Source organism: Actinoplanes sp. CA-142083 (assembly GCF_050942195.1).
Taxonomy (GTDB): domain Bacteria; phylum Actinomycetota; class Actinomycetes; order Mycobacteriales; family Micromonosporaceae; genus Actinoplanes.
Genome location: NZ_CP192076.1, coordinates 8,417,434 through 8,438,066 on the forward strand (window position 1 = coordinate 8,417,434; position 20,633 = coordinate 8,438,066).

The 20,633-nt window shown below is 70.6% G+C and carries 26 protein-coding genes; 8 read left to right on the top strand and 18 right to left on the bottom strand.

All coding sequences use genetic code 11. The features are described from left to right. Nucleotides 1-6: 6 nt before the first annotated feature. The 13 genes from ACQPZX_RS38480 to ACQPZX_RS38540 all read right to left on the bottom strand — a co-directional run bounded on the left by ACQPZX_RS38480 (nt 7) and on the right by ACQPZX_RS38540 (nt 11,136). Complete coding sequence (locus ACQPZX_RS38480; RefSeq protein ID WP_433366823.1) at nt 7-1,197, bottom strand: ABC transporter permease; 1,191 nt, start codon at nt 1,195-1,197, stop codon at nt 7-9. Then, nucleotides 1,194-1,856: an ABC transporter ATP-binding protein gene (locus tag ACQPZX_RS38485; RefSeq protein ID WP_433385695.1), complete on the bottom strand. Its 663-nt coding sequence runs from the start codon at nt 1,854-1,856 to the stop codon at nt 1,194-1,196. The genes ACQPZX_RS38480 and ACQPZX_RS38485 overlap by 4 nt, the downstream gene beginning before the upstream one ends. Nucleotides 1,857-1,861: 5 nt before the next feature. Beyond that, a complete protein-coding gene (locus ACQPZX_RS38490; RefSeq protein ID WP_433366826.1) occupies nt 1,862-2,869 on the bottom strand; it encodes a peptidoglycan-binding domain-containing protein in 1,008 nt (335 codons plus the stop codon). Then, nucleotides 2,866-3,357 (bottom strand): hypothetical protein, encoded by a 492-nt coding sequence (locus tag ACQPZX_RS38495; protein WP_433366829.1) that lies wholly within the window; start codon nt 3,355-3,357, stop codon nt 2,866-2,868. The genes ACQPZX_RS38490 and ACQPZX_RS38495 overlap by 4 nt, the downstream gene beginning before the upstream one ends. A 25-nt stretch (nt 3,358-3,382) precedes the next feature. Continuing rightward, nucleotides 3,383-4,468 (bottom strand): sensor histidine kinase, encoded by a 1,086-nt coding sequence (locus ACQPZX_RS38500; protein ID WP_433366832.1) that lies wholly within the window; start codon nt 4,466-4,468, stop codon nt 3,383-3,385. Continuing rightward, nucleotides 4,468-5,124, bottom strand: coding sequence for a response regulator transcription factor (locus ACQPZX_RS38505; protein WP_433366835.1), 657 nt, complete (start codon nt 5,122-5,124; stop codon nt 4,468-4,470). Before ACQPZX_RS38505 ends, ACQPZX_RS38500 begins: the two co-directional genes overlap by 1 nt. A gap of 88 nt (nt 5,125-5,212) precedes the next feature. Further along, entirely contained in the window at nt 5,213-6,247 is a 1,035-nt protein-coding gene (locus ACQPZX_RS38510) for a S1 family peptidase (RefSeq protein WP_433366838.1), read from the bottom strand. 176 nt (nt 6,248-6,423) lie between these two features. Beyond that, entirely contained in the window at nt 6,424-7,683 is a 1,260-nt protein-coding gene (locus ACQPZX_RS38515) for an FAD/NAD(P)-binding protein (protein ID WP_433366841.1), read from the bottom strand. After that, nucleotides 7,683-8,084: a winged helix-turn-helix domain-containing protein gene (locus tag ACQPZX_RS38520; protein WP_433385698.1), complete on the bottom strand. Its 402-nt coding sequence runs from the start codon at nt 8,082-8,084 to the stop codon at nt 7,683-7,685. The genes ACQPZX_RS38515 and ACQPZX_RS38520 overlap by 1 nt, the downstream gene beginning before the upstream one ends. A 148-nt stretch (nt 8,085-8,232) precedes the next feature. After that, nucleotides 8,233-8,646, bottom strand: a complete 414-nt coding sequence (locus ACQPZX_RS38525; protein WP_433366844.1) for a cupin domain-containing protein — start codon at nt 8,644-8,646, stop codon at nt 8,233-8,235. Then, nucleotides 8,643-9,347 carry an ABC transporter ATP-binding protein gene (locus ACQPZX_RS38530; protein WP_433366846.1) on the bottom strand — a complete coding sequence of 235 codons (705 nt, stop codon included), beginning with the start codon at nt 9,345-9,347 and terminating at the stop codon, nt 8,643-8,645. The genes ACQPZX_RS38525 and ACQPZX_RS38530 overlap by 4 nt, the downstream gene beginning before the upstream one ends. Further along, the gene (locus ACQPZX_RS38535; protein WP_433366849.1) at nt 9,344-10,303 is read right to left on the bottom strand and encodes an aliphatic sulfonate ABC transporter substrate-binding protein; all 960 of its coding nucleotides are present in this window, start codon (nt 10,301-10,303) and stop codon (nt 9,344-9,346) included. Before ACQPZX_RS38535 ends, ACQPZX_RS38530 begins: the two co-directional genes overlap by 4 nt. Continuing rightward, nucleotides 10,300-11,136 (bottom strand): ABC transporter permease subunit, encoded by an 837-nt coding sequence (locus ACQPZX_RS38540; RefSeq protein ID WP_433366852.1) that lies wholly within the window; start codon nt 11,134-11,136, stop codon nt 10,300-10,302. The genes ACQPZX_RS38535 and ACQPZX_RS38540 overlap by 4 nt, the downstream gene beginning before the upstream one ends. Nucleotides 11,137-11,279: 143 nt before the next feature. Between ACQPZX_RS38540 and ACQPZX_RS38545 the strand changes: the two genes are divergently transcribed. The 4 genes from ACQPZX_RS38545 to ACQPZX_RS38560 are packed head-to-tail and all read left to right on the top strand — an operon-like array spanning nt 11,280 to nt 14,418. Then, nucleotides 11,280-12,377, top strand: a complete 1,098-nt coding sequence (locus ACQPZX_RS38545) for an LLM class flavin-dependent oxidoreductase (protein WP_433366855.1) — start codon at nt 11,280-11,282, stop codon at nt 12,375-12,377. A gap of 9 nt (nt 12,378-12,386) precedes the next feature. Further along, nucleotides 12,387-12,887, top strand: coding sequence for a flavin reductase family protein (locus ACQPZX_RS38550; RefSeq protein ID WP_433366858.1), 501 nt, complete (start codon nt 12,387-12,389; stop codon nt 12,885-12,887). After that, the gene (locus ACQPZX_RS38555) at nt 12,887-13,954 is read left to right on the top strand and encodes an LLM class flavin-dependent oxidoreductase (protein ID WP_433366860.1); all 1,068 of its coding nucleotides are present in this window, start codon (nt 12,887-12,889) and stop codon (nt 13,952-13,954) included. Before ACQPZX_RS38550 ends, ACQPZX_RS38555 begins: the two co-directional genes overlap by 1 nt. Continuing rightward, nucleotides 13,951-14,418: an NADPH-dependent FMN reductase gene (locus ACQPZX_RS38560; RefSeq protein ID WP_433366863.1), complete on the top strand. Its 468-nt coding sequence runs from the start codon at nt 13,951-13,953 to the stop codon at nt 14,416-14,418. Before ACQPZX_RS38555 ends, ACQPZX_RS38560 begins: the two co-directional genes overlap by 4 nt. An 83-nt stretch (nt 14,419-14,501) precedes the next feature. Here ACQPZX_RS38560 and ACQPZX_RS38565 read toward each other — a convergent pair whose 3' ends face one another. Both ACQPZX_RS38565 and ACQPZX_RS38570 read right to left on the bottom strand, forming a co-directional pair. Further along, complete coding sequence (locus tag ACQPZX_RS38565) at nt 14,502-15,878, bottom strand: S8 family serine peptidase (protein ID WP_433366865.1); 1,377 nt, start codon at nt 15,876-15,878, stop codon at nt 14,502-14,504. Nucleotides 15,879-15,905: 27 nt separating this feature from the next. After that, nucleotides 15,906-16,958, bottom strand: coding sequence for an epoxide hydrolase family protein (locus ACQPZX_RS38570; protein ID WP_433366867.1), 1,053 nt, complete (start codon nt 16,956-16,958; stop codon nt 15,906-15,908). Between the two features lie 112 nt (nt 16,959-17,070). On the opposite strand from ACQPZX_RS38570, the gene ACQPZX_RS38575 reads away from it, so the two are divergent. Then, nucleotides 17,071-17,193, top strand: coding sequence for a ribosomal protein bL36 (locus tag ACQPZX_RS38575; protein WP_433366870.1), 123 nt, complete (start codon nt 17,071-17,073; stop codon nt 17,191-17,193). 103 nt (nt 17,194-17,296) lie between these two features. On the opposite strand, the gene ACQPZX_RS38580 is transcribed toward ACQPZX_RS38575, so the two are convergent. Continuing rightward, on the bottom strand, nt 17,297-17,923 hold the full coding sequence (locus ACQPZX_RS38580) for a response regulator (protein WP_433366872.1): 627 nt from the start codon (nt 17,921-17,923) through the stop codon (nt 17,297-17,299). After that, nucleotides 17,920-18,543 carry a sensor histidine kinase gene (locus ACQPZX_RS38585; RefSeq protein WP_433366875.1) on the bottom strand — a complete coding sequence of 208 codons (624 nt, stop codon included), beginning with the start codon at nt 18,541-18,543 and terminating at the stop codon, nt 17,920-17,922. The genes ACQPZX_RS38580 and ACQPZX_RS38585 overlap by 4 nt, the downstream gene beginning before the upstream one ends. Before the next feature lie 528 nt (nt 18,544-19,071). Between ACQPZX_RS38585 and ACQPZX_RS38590 the strand changes: the two genes are divergently transcribed. Next, nucleotides 19,072-19,338: a hypothetical protein gene (locus ACQPZX_RS38590; protein ID WP_433366877.1), complete on the top strand. Its 267-nt coding sequence runs from the start codon at nt 19,072-19,074 to the stop codon at nt 19,336-19,338. 54 nt (nt 19,339-19,392) lie between these two features. Here ACQPZX_RS38590 and ACQPZX_RS38595 read toward each other — a convergent pair whose 3' ends face one another. Then, complete coding sequence (locus ACQPZX_RS38595; RefSeq protein ID WP_433366880.1) at nt 19,393-19,599, bottom strand: helix-turn-helix transcriptional regulator; 207 nt, start codon at nt 19,597-19,599, stop codon at nt 19,393-19,395. A gap of 137 nt (nt 19,600-19,736) precedes the next feature. Here ACQPZX_RS38595 and ACQPZX_RS38600 point away from each other — a divergent pair, with 137 nt between their 5' ends. Beyond that, nucleotides 19,737-19,925, top strand: a complete 189-nt coding sequence (locus tag ACQPZX_RS38600; protein ID WP_433366882.1) for a hypothetical protein — start codon at nt 19,737-19,739, stop codon at nt 19,923-19,925. 90 nt (nt 19,926-20,015) lie between these two features. Beyond that, nucleotides 20,016-20,510: a hypothetical protein gene (locus tag ACQPZX_RS38605; protein WP_433366885.1), complete on the top strand. Its 495-nt coding sequence runs from the start codon at nt 20,016-20,018 to the stop codon at nt 20,508-20,510. The last annotated feature ends 123 nt before the right edge of the window (nt 20,511-20,633 follow it).

Consider the following 20,633-nt stretch of genomic DNA (forward strand, 5'->3'; position numbering starts at 1 on the left):
CGATCCCTAGGCCCGCGCGAGTGCCTCGGTGGGAGACATCCGGGCGGCTCGCATGGCCGGGTAGAAGCCGGCCAGCCCTCCGATGACGACGGTCGCGCCGAGGCCGCCCGCCATCGCCCAGACCGGAACCACTGTCGCCCACCGCTGATATGTCGCGAATATCGCGGTTATTCCGATACCCAGAAGTACGCCGCCGGCGCCGCCCATCAGGGACAGCAGAAGAGCCTCGGCCAGGAACTGGGTGCGGATCTGGGCCCGGGTCGCGCCCAGCGACCGGCGTAGCCCGATCTCCGCCCGGCGTTCCAGCACCGAGATGACCATCGTGTTGGCCACGCCCACGCCGCCGACCAGGAGGGCCACCGCGCCCAGGCCCAGCAGCAGGGCCTGGAGGGTCTCCCGAGTCGCCCGCTTGACCGACAGCACGTCCGAGGGCCGCGAGACGTCGACATCGCTGGGGCTCGCAGGGTTGGCGGTGGCGCCCAGCAACGGCTGCACCGTCAGCACCGAGTCTTCCGCGGCTCTGGTGTAGATGGTGGTGGGATGGCCGTCGAAGGCCAGCGAGGCCCGGGCGGCGGGCCAGCCGACGAAGGCGCCGTAATCCAGGTCGGGGATCAGCTCGTTGCGGGCGAGGATGCCGACGACCGTGAACCAGCGGCCGCCCAGCCACACCAGCTCGTCGGGGCCGGCCCGGAAGACGCCGAGCTGGTCGGCCGCCGTCCCGCCGAGTACGACGGCCGGATACCGGGCGGTCGCCTCGGTCAGCCAGACGCCGGTCGCCATCCGCGCGCCGACGACGGCCGGCAGGTCCACCCGGGCGGCGAAGACCGAGATGCCGCCGGTCCGCTCGACGGGTATGTGGTCGTTGCGGTAGACGTGCGCGTCGATGCGACCGACGGCCGAGACCGTCTCGACGCCGGGCATCGCGGCGATCATCGTGAGCGCGGTGTCCGGGAGGTGCACGGTCTCGCCGGGCAGCGAGTGGCCGGGCGCGACGGTCAGCAGGTTGGTGCCGAAGGCGCTGAGCCGCCGGTCGAGCTCGTGCGAGGACGACGCCGAGATACCCACCACGCCGACCATCGCGGCGATGCCGATCGCGATGCCCAGCGCCGACAGGAAGGCCCGCAACGGGCGCGATCGCAGGCCGTAGCCGCCGACCCGGACGACATCCATCGGGCTCAAGCGGGCCGGCTCGTTCATCGCCGGGCCCCCGAGACGATTCGGCCGTCCTTCAGCCGGATCTCGCGCGGCAGCGAAGCCGCGATGTCGCGGTCGTGCGTGATGACCACGACCGTCGTGCCGGCCTCATGCAACGAGCGCAGCAGATCCATCACGACCGCGCCGGCGTGCGAGTCGAGGTTGCCGGTCGGCTCGTCCGCCATCAGCAGCGGCGGATCGCCGAGGACCGCACGGGCGATCGCCACCCGCTGCTGCTCCCCGCCGGAGAGCTGGTGCGGCCGGTGCGTCATCCGGTGCCCGAGCCCGACCAGGTGCAGCGCCCGCGACGCCGCCTCGCGGCGACGTCCGCGCGGGATTCCGCGATAGAGCAGGCCGTCCGCCACGTTCTCCATGACGGGTACGCCGGGAGCAAGGTGGAACTGCTGGAACACGAAGCCGATGGTCCGCGCCCGCAGCGCCGACAGCTCGCGATCGCCGAGCGAGCCGACGTCGTAGCCGTCGAGGTGCAGGCTCCCGGCGGTCGGCCGGTCGAGGGTGCCCATGATGTTGAGCAGGGTGGACTTGCCGGAGCCGGACGGGCCGACGATGGCGAGCAGTTCCCCTCGCTCGATCACCAGGTCGGCGTCGAGCAGGGCCGGCACCGTGCCGTACCGCTTGGACACGCCGGCCATCCGCACGATCGGCGTCATCGCGGCACCCCCACTGCCAGGCCCTCGACGACACCCGCGCCCGAGATCTCGACGTAGCTGTCGGAGAACAGCCCGGTCCGGACCGGAAGGTGGCCGGCGCCGGCCACCACCGCGTAGCCGCCGCCCGGCTGGGCCACCAGCGCGGTGATCGGCACGGCGAGCACGCCCGCGCGGGTCTCGGCGGCGAGGTCGACGCTGACCCGGGCCACCTCGTACCGGCCGAGCTTGCGCTGGTCGGTGACGGTCAGCTGGATCGGCAGGGTGGCGGCCGGCGTGCCGATGGCGGTGACCCGCGCCGCCGCCTTCGTCCCGTCGGGCAGCTCGATCGTCGCGTCGGCGCCCCGCCGGACGAGGTCGGCCGAGCCGATGTCGAGCGCCACCGCGACGACCCGGGCAGTGCCGGTCCACCGCAGCAGCGCCCCGGACGCGGCGGCGCCGGGCTCGGCGGTGAGCTGGGCGACGCGACGTGCCCCCGATGACACCACGGCGTCGCCTGGCCCGACCACTCCGGTCCGGCTCCGGCCGAGGTCTTTCTGCCATCGCTTCACCGCGTACGCGGTCGCCGCGGTGAACTTGTCGTCGGCCGTGAAGCCCGTGTAGCCGAGGGCGCCGAGGTTGCTCTCCAGCTGCCGTACGTCGGCGCCCTTGCTGCCGGTGGACAGGGCGCGGTAGAGCGGGACGGATCCGTAGAGCAGCGGAACCCGCTGCTGGTCGACGCGGTAGACGGTGTCGCCGCGCTCGAGGACGTCGCCGGCGCGCGGCAGCCAGGTGACCATGCCCCGGCCGCCCGGCGCCAGGACGGCGGCGGTGTCGCCGTAGCCCAGGGTTCCGCCGACCGTCGTGGTGCGGGTCAGGGTCCGCCGCTCGACCGTCGCGGTGGCCGGCGGCCCGGTGAGCGTGTCGCTCGGCGAGCCGGCGTCGCGGCGGCCGAGCAATCCGGTGGAAGCGGTCACCGCGGCCGCCGCGATCACCACGGCCGGCAACGCCAAAATCCGTCTTCTCATGGCGCGTCCACCACCTTCAGATTGCCGCCCGGCGCGTGGGATTCGCAGGACCGGCGCGCATTCTGGAATTCCGCGGAATCGCTCTTTATCCCGGTGCCCTGGAGAGTGATCGTGATGGTGCCGCCGCTGGTCTGCGCGTCCGGGAATTTCGGCAGCTTCGCGCGCATGCATTTCATCCAGTCCGCCAGCTTCGCGGTGTCGATCGTGCCGCCGTCCGAGTCGTCGTTGCCTTGCGGATCCTTGTCGCGGCAGGCCTCCGCCGCCTTCTTCCCCTCCGGCGAGGAGAGGTACTCCCCGCCCTGGACCTTGACGCCGTTGCCTTCCTTGAGGGGATCGGGGAAGTTCGGCACGCCGTTGGCGCGGATGCATGAGGCGTACGCCATCGCCTGGTCGAAACCGTGGGGATCGTCGGATTCCGAATCGTTTACCAAGCCGCATCCGGCGATCAGGAAAACCGATGCAAAGGTGACTGCCGTCAATCTGAACATGCATTACGTTCTACGCGGAGGCCGGTCACACGACGGGCACAAACGACACCTTGACGAAAAGGCCACCGGCCGGCCGGGCGTGCACCGTCAGATCGGCGGCGTGGGCGGCGGCGATCGCGTGCACGATGGAGAGCCCGAGCCCGTGATGACCGTCCTCGCCGGCCGTGCGGGAGAGCCGCTGGAAGGGCGCGAGCAGTCGCTCCACCATCTCGGGCGGCACCGGCGGCCCGGTGTTGGCCACCGAGATCCAGGCGTCGCCGGTCGCGATCTCGATCCGGCCGCCCGGGACGTTGTAGGAGATCGCGTTGTCGACCAGGTTGGCCACCAGGCGTCCGATCAGGACCGGGTCGCCCGCGATCCGAGTGGGGCGCAGGTCGGCCTCGACGACGAGATCAGTGGCGAACGCCCGCAGCACGTCGCCGGTCAGCGCGGCGAGGTCGACGGTCTCCCGGCGGTCGAGCCCGCGCTCGCTGGTGGCCAGGACGAGCAGCGAGTCGAGGAGCCGTGCCTGCTGCTCGCTGACCAGCATCAGCTCCTTGTACTGCGTGCGGAAGGACTCCGCCGTCGCGTCCGGGTCGAGCACGGCCTCCTCCAGCAGCGCGTGCTCCAGCGTCAGCGGCGTGCGTAACTCGTGTGCGGCGTTGGCGACGAACCGCCGATGCGAGTCGAGCGCGGCTTCGAGCCGGCCCAGCAGCCCGTCGACGGTGTCGGCGAGCTCCTTGAGCTCGTCGCGCGGCCCGGCGACGGCGAGGCGCTCGTGCAGGTTGCGGGCCGAGATCTGCTGGATCCCGGCCGTCATCGTGCGCAGCGGCCGCAGCACCCGGCCGGCCACCAGCCAGCCGAGCAGGGCCGCGACGACCGCCATGATGGCCAGCGCGTAGACGGACTGTTCGATCAGGAAGTGCAGAACCGTCTCGCGCTGCTGGGCGGCCTCCTCCCGGGCCACGACGGCAAGATCAGGGCCGCCGGGCGGCCCACCGACCTGACGGGACTCGATGTTCGGGACATTCGAGGCGATCAGCACGTACGTGATGGCCAGCACCACCGCGCCTGCGAGCAGACTGAGCGCGCCGTACAGCAGGGTCAGCCGCAGGCGGACCGTCAGTCCCATCACGCGATCCGGTAGCCGGCGCGCGGAACGGTCTCGATGACGGCCGGCTCGCCGAGCTTCGATCGGAGCCGGTTCACGGTGGCCTTCACCGTCGTGGTGAACGGGTCGGCGGCCGCGTCCCACACCCGCTCCAGGAGCTCCTCCGGCGAGACGACCCGGCCGGCCGCGGCGAGCAGGTATTCCAGGACGGCCAGCTCCTTGGGGTTGAGCGGCAGCCGCGACCCCGCCCGGGTGGCCACCCGCTGAGCCGGGTCGAGGGTCAGGTCACCGCTGGTGAGAACGGGCGGCGCGGCGGGCTGCGAGCGCCGGCCGAGCGCGCGGATCCGGGCCACCAGCTCGGGATAGGCGAACGGCTTCGGCAGGTAGTCGTCGGCGCCCAGGGTGAGCCCCTCCACCCGGTCGGCGACGGCGGCGGCCGCGGTCAGCATCAGCACCCGGGTGCGCGCCGGCTCCCGCATCAGCCGGCGGCAGACCTCGTCGCCGGGCACGCCTGGCAGGTCGCGGTCGAGCACCACCACGTCGTAGTCGGTCTCGGTGGTGAGATCGACGGCCACCGTCCCGTCGTACGCGATGTCGACGGCCATGCCCTCGCGCCGCAGCACTCGGGCCACCGAGTCGGCGAGGCGGACGTGGTCCTCGACCACCAGGACTCTCATCCGCGAAGCCTAAGGCGAACGGCGTCACACCGGGGTCACACGAAAACGGCCCCGCCAAGCGGCGAGGCCGTTCTCTGTTTCAAGACACTCAGAACACCGAGACGCCGTAGACGCTCAGGGGCTCGGTGACCGGCTGGAAGTAGGTCACGCCGCCGGAGGAGCAGTTGCCGCTGCCGCCGGAGGTCAGGCCCAGGGCCGTCGTGCCGGAGTAGAGCGAGCCGCCGCTGTCGCCGGGCTCGGCGCAGACCGTGGTGCGGATCAGGCCGGAGACGGAGCCCTGCGAGTAGTTCACGGTGCTGTTCAGGGCGGTGACCCGGCCGGAGTGCGTGCCGGTGGTGGAGCCGCGGCGGTAGACCGTGGCGCCGACGGCCGGGGTGCCGGCCGAGGTGATGTCCTGGGAGCCGACCGCGCCCGACTTGGTGATCGTCGTGTTGGTGTAGCGGACGATGCCGTAGTCGTTGCCCGGGAAACTGGTGCCCGCGCGGGTGCCCAGCGTGGTGGAGCCGTTGGTCCAGGTGGACGCGATGTTGGTGCAGTGGCCCGCGGTCAGGAAGTAGTAGGTCGAGCCGCTGCGCACGTTGAAGCCGAGCGAGCACCGGCTGCCGCCGGCGTAGATGGCGTCGCCGCCGGAGATCTCGACGCTCAGCGTGCCGGGGATGGACTCGATGCGGGCCTTGTCGCCGAGCTTGGCGACGGTCGCCTGGACGGCGGCCAGCTTCGCGCCGGTGACGGTGCTGTCGACGCTGACCACGACCTGGTTGCTGATCGGGTCGACGGCGAAGGCCGTGCCGGGGGTCTTCAACGAAGACTTCAGCGCGTTGTCGGCGGCCGCGAGGGTGGCGCCGCTGTTCGCGACGAAGCGGGCGGTGGCCCCGGCCGCGGTCACGGACCGCGCCGTGGCGGCGTCGGTGACGTTGACGACGACCTTGCCGGCCGCGTCGACGTACGAGCCGGCGGTGGCGCTGCCGAACTGGGCGTCGATCTTGGTGGCGAGGGCGGAGGGCGCGAACGAGGCGTCGCCGGCCGAGGGAGCCGCCGCCGCGGGTGACGCGACGAACGCGGAGCCGACGAGCATGCAGGCGGCCAGGCCGACGATCGGTCGGCGCAGCTTCCGGGTGAGCACTTTGTTCCTCCCAGGGGGGTGGGTGGTACGCCGGTGACGTACCGTGCCCCCGCAGTATCGAGAGTTCTCGATATGCACACAAGATGGAACATTATTGCGACGACGCTCATCGATACAGCGTTGACCTGCGGAAACGACTACGTCATACCGCGACCATATGACCGAACCGGGATGAATTATTTATGTCTGTCGATCAATGCGCGGGCTTGGGAGCGAATCTCCGGTACCGCGGTGGTCTCCCAGCTCCGGCCGCGGCGCAGCGGGCCGATCAGCCAGACGTCGTCGGCGATCCGGCCCTGCACGTCGATGTCCAGGCCCAGGCCGTGCGGGCCGACGCGGGCGTGGCCGTCGTTCAGCAGGCTGTTCACGAACCCGCCGGCCGAGGCGGGCAGCCGGCCCGGACCGGCGCAGTTGACCACGGCGCCGAACCACTGGACGCCGGCCTCGAGCTCGACCAGCACACCGCCGGCCGGCGGGGCGGTCACCGAGCGGATGCCGCCGGCCCGGACCTCGAAGCGACCCTCCTCGCGGAGGGTGTCGATGCGGGCGCCGACCGAGGGAGCCATCCGGTGGCGGTGACACTCCCAGGGGCGAGCCAGGTGGCGCAGGAAGGTCTCCTGCTCCCGCTCGGTCAGCGAGCCCCAGAGCCGGTCGATGCTGGGCCGGAGACCGTCGACGACCGCTCGCCAGTCCGAGGCCTGGGCGGCCGCGATCCGGACCGTGCGGACGAGATCGCGCAGGTTGCGAGGCTCGTCGAGCGACAGATCCGTCGCCGGGGAGATTTCGGAGATGTGCGACAGCGGCAGCTGGCCGCGCCGGCTCACGGCGGTGATGGGCGCGTCCCGATTGCCGCCGGCAGTCAGGGTGAGGACCACATCGACGGCAGTAAGGCCGGCCCCGACGAGAAGGACCGGAACGTCGGACGGGATCGCCTCCAGCACCCCCTGCCGCCACGGGTCGGCGATGTAGTCGGGGTGATCCCGCAGGGCGAAGGGCTGGGAGGCCGCCGGGTTGCCGGTGGCGACGACGATGTCGTCCGCCTCAATGTATCCTGATATTTCTGTATATATCCGGCGCGGAGCGACGGATATATGAGATGCCCGGTCCCGCACCACCTCGAGCCGGTCGCCATAGGCGGCCGCGGTCCGCGCGAAGACCTCCGCAAGATACCGACCGTAGACAGACCGGGGCTGGAACGAAGACGGCGCACACCCGGCCCACCGCGCGAAGTCCAGCGGATCGTCGGGATCCGCGCTCATCGCGCCGGCCCGCGAGTTCAGCAGGTGCCACGGGCGGGCCGACCCGTAGGCCAGCCCCCCGCCCGGCTCGCCCGGCTCGATCAGCACGACCCGGTCGTCGCCACATCGCAGCAGCTCTCGGGTGGCGAGCACCCCGGCGGCGCCGCCACCCACCACCGCAACCGTCTTGCGCGTCATCAGACCACCGTCACCGCTGCCTCGTCCGCGAGCCGGTAGCCCAGCCCGTAGACCGTCGTCACCACATCGGGATCGTCGAGCTTGGTCCGCAACCGGCTGACGTGCACGTCCACGGTCCGGTTCGTGGTGTGCGTGTGCCCCCACACCTGCGCCAGCAACTGACTGCGGCTGAACACCTGCCGCGGGTGCCGGGCCAGGAACAGCAGCAGGTCGAACTCGAGCCGGCTGAGCTCGAGCGACTCCCCGTCCCGCAGCGCCGTCCGGGCCCGCGGGTCGAGGTGGATCCCGCCCTCGGTCCGCACCACCGTGACCGACGCCAGCGAGGCGAGGTCACGCAGGGCGGCGAGGATCTCGTCGCGGCCGGGGGCCGCTCCGCCCGCGATGCTGATGGTCACGGTCACCGGGGGTTCGGCCGGCAGATCGGGTACGGGCCGCAGGTGCACGCGCCGGGGGTGGGCGACGGCTAGTGCGGACATGGCGCCTCCTTCAGGATGGGCCGAACGCTACATTTCCCATCTGTTGGATAGGTTAATCCATCTGTTGGGTAGGTTAATGCAGCGACGGCAGGTTCACGACGATCGCCTCTTGTGTCGTTCGGGCGATCACCACCACAGCCTCGTTCGTGGGATCGGGGTTCTCCTCGCGGTGCGGGACCCACGGCGGCACGAAGATGTAGTCGCCGGGCTTGGTCTCCAGCCTCTTCTCGGCGCCCGTCTGTTCGTCATAGAAGACAAAGACCGGGTTTCCTCGTACGACGTAGATCGCCGTCTCCGATTCACCGTGATGATGGTTGTCACTGGCCGTCGAGGCCGACACGTGCGTCTCGCCCATCCACAGCGCCTCGCTGCCGACGGTCTTGCCGCTGATCGCCTCGACCCGCCGCATGCCCTGGGTCTGGGCCGTTTCGCCCGACAGCCCGGCCGGGATGACGTGGTGCAATTTTTGATGGAATGCGTCGCTCATGCGTGCTCCAAGGGTTCGACGACCCCGAGCTCGCCGAGCAGCACGTGGCGCAGGGCGGCGAACGGGGCCGAGCCACGGTCGCGAGCTTCGGACGCTACCTCGTGCACGGCCGCGATCCGCCCGTCCCGCATGGTCAGCACCCGGTCGGCGAGCAGGATCGCCTCGTCGACGTCGTGGGTGACCAGCAGGACGGCCGGCCGGTGCCGGGCGGTGAGGTCGCGGACCAGGCCGTGCATCTTGATCCTGGTCAGCGCGTCGAGGGCCGCGAACGGCTCGTCGAGCAGGAGCAGCTCCGGTTCCCGTACGAGCGCCCGGGCCAGCGCGACCCGCTGGGCCTCGCCCCCGCTCAGGGTGACCGGCCACGCGTCCGCGTGCTTGTCGAGACCGACCTCCTCCAGCGCCGACTGCGCGCGGGCCCGGGCCGTGGCCCGCGGCAGGCCGATCGCCACGTTGCGCCAGACCTTCCACCACGGCAGCAGCCGATGCTCCTGGAAGACGACCGTGCGGCGCTCCGGGACCTGGAGGGTGCCGCCGTCGACCGGGTCGAGGCCGGCCAGCGCGCGCAGCAGCGTGGTCTTGCCGCAGCCGCTCTTGCCGAGCAGCGCCACGAACTCGCCCCGCTCGATCTCGAGGTCCAGGCTGTCGAGGACGGTGCGCTCGCCGTACCGCCGGGTGATCGACGTGGCAAGGACGGTGCTCACAGCTTCACCGCGTGGTCGGCGATCTTGATCTTGTCGCTGAGCACCTTGTGCTCGCTCAGCCAGTCGGCGCCGGCCTGCAGCTGGGCGATGCCGTCGTCGTTGATCAGGCTCCAGGTGACCTGGACGTTCGCGGCGACCAGCTTGTCCACCACGGCCTGCGGGTACTTCGAGACCGCGTTGCCGATCTTCTGCGCCTCGGCCGGGTTGGCGTTGGCCCAGTCCTGCTCGGTCTTGTACGCCGCGATCACCTTGCGGATCGTGTCGCCCTCCTTCTTGGCGTAGTCCTCGCGGACCAGGTAGCTGGAGAAGTCGATCTGCTTGTCCAGCTCCTTGCCATCCTCGAAGATCCGCTGGGCGCCGTACTGCACCTCGGCCAGCTCGAGCGGGCCGGACCAGATCGACCAGGCGTCGACCTTGCCGCTGCCGAAGGCGGGCGCGGCGTCCGGCGGGTTGAGGTAGGTGAAGGTCACCGAGTCTCGCGGCACGCCGTACTTCTCCAGCGCGGCCACCAGCAGGAACTCGCCGAGGCCGGCCTTGTTGACGGCCACGTTCTTGCCGGCCAGGTCCTTCACGCTCTTGATGCCGCTGTTCGGCAGCACGATGATCGAGCTGGTCCGCGGCTTGGAACTGGCCCAGGCGACGTAGACGAGCTTGTTGCCGGAGAGCAGCGCCTGGTCGGCCGGGGTCGAGCTGCCACCGAAGCTGAAGTCGGCGGTGTTGGTGGCGACCGCCTGCAGGGTCGGGGCGTGGTTCGGGAACGGGCCGACCCACTCGACGTCGATGCCCTGGTCCTTGAGGGTCTGCTCGAAGACGCCCCGGGTCTTGGGCACCGAGATGGCGCCGTACGTGAGCCGGACCTTCTTGCGGTCGGAGGCGGAGGCGGCCTCGTTGCCGCAGGCAGCCAGAACGGGCAGAGCCAGAGCGGCGCCGAGGAGCTTGCGGCGGGACAGGGTCACTTCTTGCCTCCGTAATAGTTCGGGTGCCAGGCCAGGAAGCGGCGCTCCAGGCCCCTGGCGATCAGGTCGGTGGTCAGGCCGATCAGCGCGTACAGCACGATGACCAGCACGATCACGTCGGTTTGCAGGAACTCGCGGGCGTTGGTCGCCATGAAGCCGATGCCGGCGGGCGCGCCCACCGTCTCGGCGATCACCAGGGCGAGCCACGCGTTGGTCAGCGCCAGGCGCACGCCGAGCAGGATCGACGGCAGCGCGCCGGGAAGGATCGCGGCCCGGATCAGGTCGAGCCGCGACAGGCCGACGACCCGGCCCATCTCGAGCAGCTTCGGGTCGACCTGGCGGATGCCGAGCACGGTGTTGAGGTAGACGGGGAAGAGCGTGCCGAGCGCCACGAGGAAGTAGCGCCCACTCTCCCCGACGCCGAACCAGACCATCACCAGCGGCAGGATCGCCAGGAACGGGATGGCCCGGACGATCTGGATGTTCCGGTCGATGATCGATTCGAAGAGCCGGGAGAAGCCGGTGAGCACGCCCAGCACGAGGCCGAGGCTCGCGCCGATGGCGAAGCCGATCGCCGCGCGCTTGAGGCTCTCCCACAGGTGACGCGGCAGCTCGCCGGTCTCGGTCAGGTGCCACGCGGTCGTGCCGACCGAGCTCGGCGCCGGCAGCACGTTGGCGGCGATCAGGCCGGCTCGGCAGGCGAGCTCCCACGCGAGCAGCAGCAGGACGGGGACGACCCAGGAGATCGTCCGGTACGGCAGAGCCCGCTTCTTCGGGGGCGTCGCCCCGGCCTCCGCCTGTCGGGCGGGGCCGGCGATCGCGGTTGTGGACATGGCCGAAACTCTGCAACGCTCATCTCCGCCATGTCAACCATACTACCTAGGTTTACTAGGATATGGGACAGCCATTGACTCCGGCTTGATTCCGGACGGATGGTGGGGCTACCCGATCCGCAATCTCAAAGGGTGGAACTAGCATGACAGTCGAGTTCGTCGGCATGATCGCCGCACGGGACCAGTCGGAGACCCGCCCGTCCGGCGGTCCCGTGGTCGATCCCGCCTACATCCGGCGCTTCGCCCGGGCCCACGAGGACAACGGCTTCGACCGCATCCTCATCGCGTACGGGTCGTCCACGCCGGACGCCACCCAGGTGGCCGCCTACGCGGCCGCCCACACCGAGCGGATCGGCCTGCTGATCGCGCACCGCCCCGGCTTCGTCTCCCCCACCAACGCGTCGCGCGCCTTCGCCACCCTCGACCAGCTCACCGGCGGCCGGGTGGCGGTGCACACGATCACCGGCGGCTCCGACACCGAGCAGCGCCGCGACGGCGACTACCTGGGCAAGGACGACCGGTACGCGCGCACCGAGGAGTACCTCACGATCCTGCGCCGGGCCTGGTCGTCGCCCGAGCCGTTCTCGTACGACGGCCGCTTCTACAAGTTCGAGGACTACGCCCCGATCGTTCAGCCCGCGCACCGGATCCCGCTCTACTTCGGCGGCTCCTCCGCGGCGGCGTACCGGGTGGGCGGCAAGACCGCCGACACCTATGCGCTGTGGGGTGAGCCACTGGCCGAGACCGCCGAGCAGATCGCCTCGGTGCAGGCCTCGGCGGCCGCGGCCGGGCGCGGGCCGCTGGGCATCAGCGTCTCGTTCCGCCCGATCCTGGCCGCCACCGACGAGCTGGCCTGGGAGCGCGCCGAGCGGATCCTCACCGGCATCAAGGCCAACGGCCCGTTCGCGGGGGTGCTGGGAAGCCAAGTGGTGGGCGGCCGCAACCCCGAGAACGTGGGCTCCCAGCGCCTGCTCGCCGCGGCCGCCAAGCAGGACCGGCACGACCGTGCGCTGTGGACGGCCACGGCCTCCGCCAGCGGCGCGCAGGGCAACTCGACCGCGCTGGTCGGCTCGCCCGAGACCGTCGCCCAGGCCCTGCTCGACTACGTCGACCTCGGCGTCACCACTCTCCTGATCCGGGGCTACGAACCGGTCGACGACGCCGTCGACTACGGCCGGCAGCTCATCCCCCTCGTCCGGCAGGAGCTGCGCCACCGCGAGCTTGCCGGCGCCTCCCGTTAAGGAGCACCCGTGACCGTGACCTCGCTCGTGGACACCGATCTCTTCAAGCAGCTGCTCCGCCGCCACGCGGCGGCCGTCGTGGTGATCACGGCGCCCGGGCAGCCGCCGGCCGGATTCACCGCCACCTCGTTCACGTCGGTCTCGCTCGACCCGCCGCTGGTCTCGTTCTGCCTCGCGCACACCGCCTCGGCCTGGCCGGCCGTCGCCGACGCCGAGGTGGTCGCGGTGCACGTGCTCACCCAGGAGCAGGAGCACATCGCCCGCACGTTCTCGACCCGCGGCATCGACCGCTTCGCCGCCCACGGCGCCTGGTCGCCAGGGCCGGGCGGGGTGCCGCTGCTCGACGGCGTGCTGGCCCGGATCGTCTGCCGGGTGGTGCGCCGGGTCGAGGCCGGCGACCACAGCATCGTGCTGGCCTCCCCCGAGGCCGGCGAGCACCACGCGGACCTGAGCGCGACGCCGCTGGTCTACCACGACGGGCACTACACCAACCTGCACCGGGCGGCCTGATGCCGTTCCACTGGTTCCTCCCGACTTCCGGCGACAGCCACGACATCGTCAGCGGCGGCCAGGCCCGGCTCGCCGCCGACAACACCCGGCCGCCCGACCTCGGCTACCTGGCGCTGGTGGCCCGGGCCGCCGAGCGGGCCGGCTTCGAGGCGGTGCTCACCCCGACCGGCACGTTCTGCGAGGACGCGTGGCTCACCACGGCCGCGCTGATCGGCGAGACGTCACGGCTGAAGTTCCTGGTGGCGTTCCGGCCGGGGCTGCTGTCGCCGACGCTGGCGGCCCAGATGGCCGCGACCTATCAGCGGATCTCGGGCGGGCGGCTGGCCCTGAACGTGGTCACCGGTGGGGAGGCGGCGGAGCAGCGGCGCTTCGGCGACCACCTCGGCCACGACAAGCGCTATGCCCGGACGGCGGAGTTCCTCCAGGTCGTGCGCGGGGCCTGGTCGGGTACGCCGTACACGTCACGGGGTGAGTTCTTCGACGTCGAAGCCGCGACCGTCCGCGCCGTGCCGGACCCGGTCCCACCCGTCTTCTTCGGCGGCTCGTCGCCGGCCGCGCTGCCGGTCGCGGCCCAGCACGCCGACACCTATCTCACCTGGGGCGAGCCACCGGCCGCGGTGGCGGCCAAGCTGGACGCCGTGCGCACGCTCGCCAAGGAGGCCGGCCGGCAGCTGACCTACGGCATCCGCCTGCACGTGATCAGCCGGGACACCGCCGACGAGGCCTGGGGCGTCGCGCGCGGGCTGCTCGAGCGGGTGCGGCCGGAGGAGATCGAGGCGGCCCGGCGCCAGTTCGCGGGCACCGAGTCGGAGGGGCAGCGCCGGATGGCCGCGCTCACCACCGGCGACTCGCTCGAGATCCACCCGAACCTGTGGTCCGGCTTCGGCCTGGTCCGGCCCGGCGCCGGCACCGCCCTGGTGGGCAGCCACGCCGAGGTCGCGGCCCGCATCGCCGAGTACCAGGCGCTCGGCATCGGCCACTTCATCCTCTCCGGCCAGCCGCACCTCGAAGAGGCGCTCCGGTTCGGCGAGAACGTCCTGCCCCTCGTGCACAAAGGAGAATCATGAGCCGCGTCGTCGTCGTGTCCGGCAACCCCCGGCCGGGATCGCGCACGTCCACTCTGGCCGTCGCGGTGGGTGAGGCGCTGGCGAGCGAGCCGCCGGCCGTGATCGAGGTCGGCTCGCTCGGGCCCGGCCTGCTCACGCCCGGGGACGAGGCGACCGCCGCGGCCGTGACTCTGCTCAAAGAGGCCGAGGTGCTCGTCGTGGCGACCCCGACCTACAAGGGCAGCTACACCGGCGTACTCAAGGTGCTGCTGGACTATCTCCCGGCGCAAGCTCTCGCCGGAAAGCGGGCGATCCCGGTGGTGACGGCGGGCGTGGCGCCGCAGGCGGCCGCCGCCGAGGCGCTGTTGCGGCAGTTGCTCACCGAGCTCGGCGCCGACGTCGCCCCCGGCCTGCCGGTGGTCGAGGCCGACCTGCCGGAGTCCAAGGCGATCGCCGAGGCCTACAGCGCCCGCACAGCTTCGTGACAGGGAGCTGACAAGTCCGGCTTCTATCTTTTTGGGGAAATCAGCTCGGCGACCACGTGCCCCCGGCCGCCGAGCTGATTTGTTCAGGCGACCTCCGGCGTCACCGTGACACTCAGGGTCTTGGTGATCGTGTACGGGACGTAGTCGGTGAACCTGACCTGGACCGTGTCCGTGCCCGGCGCGGTCGGTGTGCCCGAGAGGACGCCGCTCGGCGAGAGCTTGAGCCCGGCCGGCAGCTCCCCGGCGACAAGGCTCCACGTGCCCCGGCGGCTGGCCGACAGGGCGCCCGAATACGCCTGCCCGGTCACGAGCGTCACTCCGGTCGACTTGATGACCGGCGCGGCCGGTGGGGCGGTCACGAACAGCAGACGGTTCGGCGAGCCCTTCGCGTCCTTGACCTTGCCGGTGGTGGCCTTGGCGACCAGGAAGGCGCGCACCTGCGCCGGGGTCCAGCCGGGGCTGGCGTCGAGCACCAGCGCGGCGGCCCCGGCCACGTGCGGCGACGCCATCGAAGTGCCGCTGGCCGTGGCGACGGCAGTGTCGCCGCTCGCGAACGAGGAGCGGATGCCCACGCCCGGCGCGAACAGGTCGAGCACGCTGCCGTAGTTGGAGAACGAGGCCCGGCGGTCCTTGCTGTCCGTCGCGCCGACGGTGATCGCCGCGGAGACGGCGGCCGGGGACTCGCCCGCGGCGTTGGTGTTGTCGTTGCCGGCCGCCACCACGTACGTGACGCCCTTGGCGATCGACCGCTTGACGGCGGCCTCGAGCGAGGTGCTGCGCGCGCCGCCGAGGCTCATGTTGGCCACGGCCGGCCGGGCGGCGTGGGCGGTCACCCAGTCGACGCCGGCGATCACGCCGGAGAGGGTGCCCGCGCCCTCGCAGTCCAGCACCCGGACGGCCACCAGCCGCACCTTCTTGGCAACCCCGTAGTGGGCGCCGCCGATGGTGCCGGCCACGTGGGTGCCGTGCCCGTTGCAGTCGGACGCGATCGCGTCCCCGTCGACGAAGTCGGGGCCGTAGGAGGCCCGGCCGCCGAACTCGCTGTGCGTGATCCGGATACCGGTGTCGATCACGTACGCGGTGACCGCGCTGCCGTCGTCGGTCGGCGTGTAGGTCTTCGTCGCCGTGACCGCGCGCTGGTCGATCCGGTCGAGGCCCCAGACCGGGTTCCGCTGGGTGGCCTCGGTGTGCAGCACGCGGTCCTGCTCGACGTACGCGACGCCGGGCTTCGCGGCGAGGCGGCGGGCCTCCTTGGCCGACATCTTCTTGAGGTACGACGCCTTCGACCCGCCGACGCTCTGCGCCCCGATGCCCTTCATCGTGACGAGGTACTGACCCTGGATCGCGCCGGGAGAGCCGGCGCCGAGCACGTTGCCCTCGGCGGCCTGGGCGGGAACGGCGGTGCCGGCCATGGTGACGGCCGCCGCGGTGAGCAGGGTGCCGAGAACTCGCATGCGCATGGCCTGGTCGATCGGTGCGTCCCGGTCCTACTTGAGGTCCGCGAAGAACTCCGTCAGATCTTTCACGAGCAGCTCCGGCACCTGCTTGGCGGCGTAATGTCCGCCTAAGTCGTATTTATGCCATTGGCTCACGGCGGGAGTCAGCCGCCGGATCGGCTGGTAGTCGTCGGCGAACTGGGCATATCCGACCGGCACCGCCGAAGGCCACGCCAGCGGCGGCTCGAGAAGGGCCTCCCGGTAGATGCGCATCGCCGACCCCGCCGTCGCGGTCAGCCAATGGATCGAGACGTTGTCCAGCACGTAGTCGGGGTCGACGCCCTCGCGGTAGATCAGGCAGTGCCAGCCGAGCAGCCCCACCGGCGAGTCGTCCAACGCGTACGCCAGCGACTGCGGTTGCTGCATCTGCACGATCCCGTAGGCGTTCATGTTCTCGGCGAGCCAGGCGTGGTTGTCCAGCGCGGCCTGCTCCTCGGGTGTCGGATCGTCGATCGGCTCGTCCGTCTCGGTCCAGAGCTGAGTGACGTGCACCCCCACCACGGCCTCGGGCGCCACCACGGCGATCTGCGGCGAGATCGTCGAACCCCAGTCGTTGCCGGCCGCGCCGTACCGCTCGTATCCGAGGCGGCGCATCAACTCGGCCCAGGCGCGGGCGATCCGGGCGATGTTCCAGCCGCGCTCGGTGGTCGGCCCCGAGAAGCCGAAGCCGGGCAGCGACGGCACGACCAGGTGGAAGCGCTCGCGCAGTGGCTCGATCACGTCGAGGAACTCGGCGACCGAGCCCGGCCAGCCGTGCGTGAGGATCAACGGCAGCGCGTCCGGCGCGGTCGACCGCACATGCAGGAAGTGGATCGGCTGCCCGTCGATGACCGTCTTCCCTTGGGGATACGCGTTGAGCCGCGCCTCGGTGCGCCGCCAGTCGTAGCCGTTCCGCCACCGGTCGGCGAGCTCCCGCACATAGCGGCCCGGCACGCCGTAATCCCAGCCCGCGTCCGGGATCTCGGAAGGCCAGCGGGTGCGGTCGAGGCGGTCGTGGAGGTCGTCGAGGCCGGCCTGCGGGACGTGGATGCGAAAGGTTTCCATGCCCTCATGACGAACGGCCGCAGCAGTTCCGGACCGGAAATATCCGCGATGGTGAAGTGGTTGTGGAGATCGCGCCCGGCAAGCCAGCTACGGCGCGGAGAGAGGTTCCACGATGAAGGTCCGCAACTCGCTCAGGTCGCTGAAGAGCAAGCCCGGCTCGGTCCTCACGCGCCGGCGCGGCCGCCAGGTGATCATCAACAAGAAGAACCCCCGGTGGAACGGCCGTCAGGGCTGAACCACGCCACGCCGTAAAGATCACCGGACAAAACCCGCGTTCACGCGATAACTTTTACCGGCGAAGGCCGGAGACCCGCCGCCACGGATCTCCGGCCTTTCTGCTACCCGGCCTCGTGGGCGTACAGCGCCAGGCGTACGCGATTGGGGCTGTTGGTCTTTGTCATCAACGCCGTGATGTGGGTTTTCACCGTCGTGACGCCGATGTGCAGCCGCTCGGCGATCTCCGCATTGGACAGGCCCTCGCCGACGAGCTCGAGCACTTCCTGCTCCCGGGTCGTCAGGCCTTCGGTGGGCTTCTTCGAAAAACGGGTGCTCATCGCCCGATCGACCAGGCGGCGCAGCACGTCCTGGCTGAAGGCACTGTCCCCCGCCGCCGCGCGCCGGATCCCCTCGAGGAGATCTGCCGGCGGCGCGTCCTTGAGCAGGAACCCGCAGGCCCCCGCGGTGAGCGCCGGGTAGAGGTGGTCGTCGTCGCCGAACGTGGTCAGCACCAGCACCCGGGTCGCCGGGCGGCTGGCGAGGATGCGGCTGGTCGCGCTGATCCCGTCGACGCCGGGCATCCGCAGGTCCATCACCACCACGTCGGGCGCGAGCCGCTCGGCCAGACTGACCGCCTCGCGGCCGTCGCCGGCCTCGCCCACCACCTCGAGGTCTTGCTCGGCGGCGCAGAGCATGCGCAGGCCGGCCCGGATCAGCGGCTGGTCGTCGACGAGCAGAACCCGGATCACGCGGCCACCTTAGGCAGGACGGTCCGGACGAGCCACCCGGTGCCGGACGGTCCCGCGGTCAGCTTGCCGCCGAGCACCTCGACCCGCTCCCGCATCCCGATCAAGCCGTGCCCACCGACTGTGCCGCTACCGGCGCCTGGTCCTACGGACGGCGCGGAGAACCCGGGCCCCTTCAGGGCCGACGGAGTGGCGCTTCCTCCGTCGTCGGCGACCTCCCACGTCACGGCGTCATCGTCGACGGTGATCCTCAGACACGCCCGGGCGGTGGGGCCGGCGTGCTTCGCCACGTTGGTCAGCGCCTCCTGGGTGAGGCGGAGCACCGCGAGTCCCCGTACGGAATCGACGCCACCCACGGCCTCGTCGATGTCCGCCTCCACCGTGAGTCCCGTCCGCCGGGCCGTGTCGACAGCCGCGCCCAGCGCGGCCGGCAGCGCGCCCGGCTCGATCGCCGTCAGCGCCGCGTCCGACTGCACGCCGCCCGGCCCGCGCAGCACCTCCACCAGCCGCCGCAGGTCGGTGAGCGCGGTCGTGCCGGTGCCGTGCACGTCGTCGAGCACGTCGGCCACCCGCGGGTCCAGGCCCGGGATCACGTGCCGGGCGACCCCGACCCGCAACACCATGGCTGCTACACGCCAGGGGTGGTTGTCTAGAGACTTACCGCCGGGACGTACGGCTGACCTGGCTTCCACCTTCGGGCTCCGCTGCCCATCGGGATCGGGACGTACGGCTCGTTCGCTGCCTCCTGCACGATCGGCTTCGCCCCTCGGCTGCCGTTGCAGGTCCCCTTCTTGCCCTCGGCTAGACACTCCTGGCATCGGGCGTCGAATGGGAGGCCGCCGGGTCCGCGCTGGTTCTTCACGCCGTGCGCCGGACGCATGTTCTCGGGGTCGGCGACCAGGTGTGGGTGAGTCCGCTTCGGCATCAGGTGGTCGGCGACGGTAGCGCCGGAGTGGCCACAGATATGGCAGGCGTCGCCCCAACGCGCAAACATCAGCACCTTGGCTCGGCGCACGTCGGCATGCGATCGGCGTTCTGACGGCATCCCGCCAGGAAAACACCGCGTACAGGTGTCATTTGTAATCTTATGTCCGAAGGGGCCGATTTGTTTGGATGGATGTAGAGACATTCCATCCATAAGGAGGCCCATCGTGGACGTGACGACCGGCGTACAGGTGACGATCCGGTTCCAGGCCAACCCGGCAGCCGAGCCGGACGAGAACGACGTGCGGGCGATCGTCTTCGCCGCGTTCCCCAAGCTGATGGGGTACGGCGCGGGAATCGAGCACGTGGACGGACGGACCTGGCTCGTCTCCGTGCCGACCGAGAAGTGGGAAGAGATCCAGGACCAGGGTTACTTCGAGTTCGGAACGGAGCTGGACGCTCACCGCTGGGCAAAGCTGATCATCGAGGCGTAGCGCAAGAACAAGGCGAGGACCAACCCAATCACAGTGGGTTGGTCCTCGCGGTCTTTATACGCCGTTGGGCTCGTCGGCGTACCGGCTGGTCCGTCGCCACGCTTCGATGTCCTCGACCCGCCACACCGCCAGGCCGTTCGGCCACTCGTCGTAAGGCTCGGGGAAGTCGCGCTGACGACTTAGGACATACGCCCGCTGCCGACCGACGCCGAGCAGGTCGGCAAGGTCGCCGGTCGTGTACAGCCGCCCTTTGACTCCCACGCGACAGACGCTAGGCACCCGGAAGGTGTACCGATGCAGGTCGGCTGAAACGTGTACAGGGAGAGTGTACCGAGGTAACCTGTCAAGGCGATCTGCAAATGTGCAGGCCGGTTGGCACATCGGGAGGGGTAGCGGAGATGGACTGGAAGCTGACGAGGAATGCCATCGGCGAGCCCGCGATCGACCAGATCCGCGACGACCCCGAAGAGGACCTGACGCTTGGCTGGAGCCTGCTGCACACGCTCACCCAACTCGACGAGTCCGCAAGGGAGATCACCCCCGGCATCTATTGCTTCAGCAAGAGCAGCACTGAAAAGATGCTGTAGGCCCATTTGCACATTCACAGAATTGTGGCGAATATCCCGATCCTGGTTGGATTTTCTTAACGACGAAATCCACTGGATTGGAGACCCGAAATGACGACCACCACCGCTCCCGCCCCGAACTCGCTGAAGCCCTGCCGCTGCTCCCTCTTCGAGGTCGGCGAGTTCGACCCCGAACAGGACGGGGCGTCCTTCACCACCGAGTGCGACCGGATGACGAAGAACGAGTTCGCCCAGGGACACGACGCCAAGTTCGTCTCGTTCATCGTCAAGGGCCAGCTCGACGGCTACGAGATCCGGACCAACGATGGCGGGATGACGGTCACCTTCCCCAACGCCGTTGCCGCCGCCAAGAGCGTCAGCGAGGCCCTCGGCATCAAGGCCGCCAAGATGCTGGCCCGAGCCGACGAGAAGGCCAAGGAGAAGGCCGAGAAGTCCGCCGCCAAGGAAGCCGCGAAGACCGCCAAGAAGATCCAGGCAGCGAACGCAGAGCAGACGGCAAACCCCCGGCCGGCCGAGACCGAACCTGCCGCCGAGGCCCCCAAGCCGAAGACCCCCCGTCGGCGCGGAGCGAAGACCACCGCCTGACCCCGACACGAATCGGCCCCGATCGCACCCTCGGCGATCGGGGCCGACGCTTATTCGGAGGTCAGCGGGCCCGGGAGTCCCCAGACCCGATCGCCGTTGTCCGGCGGTGACTTCGGAGTCGGT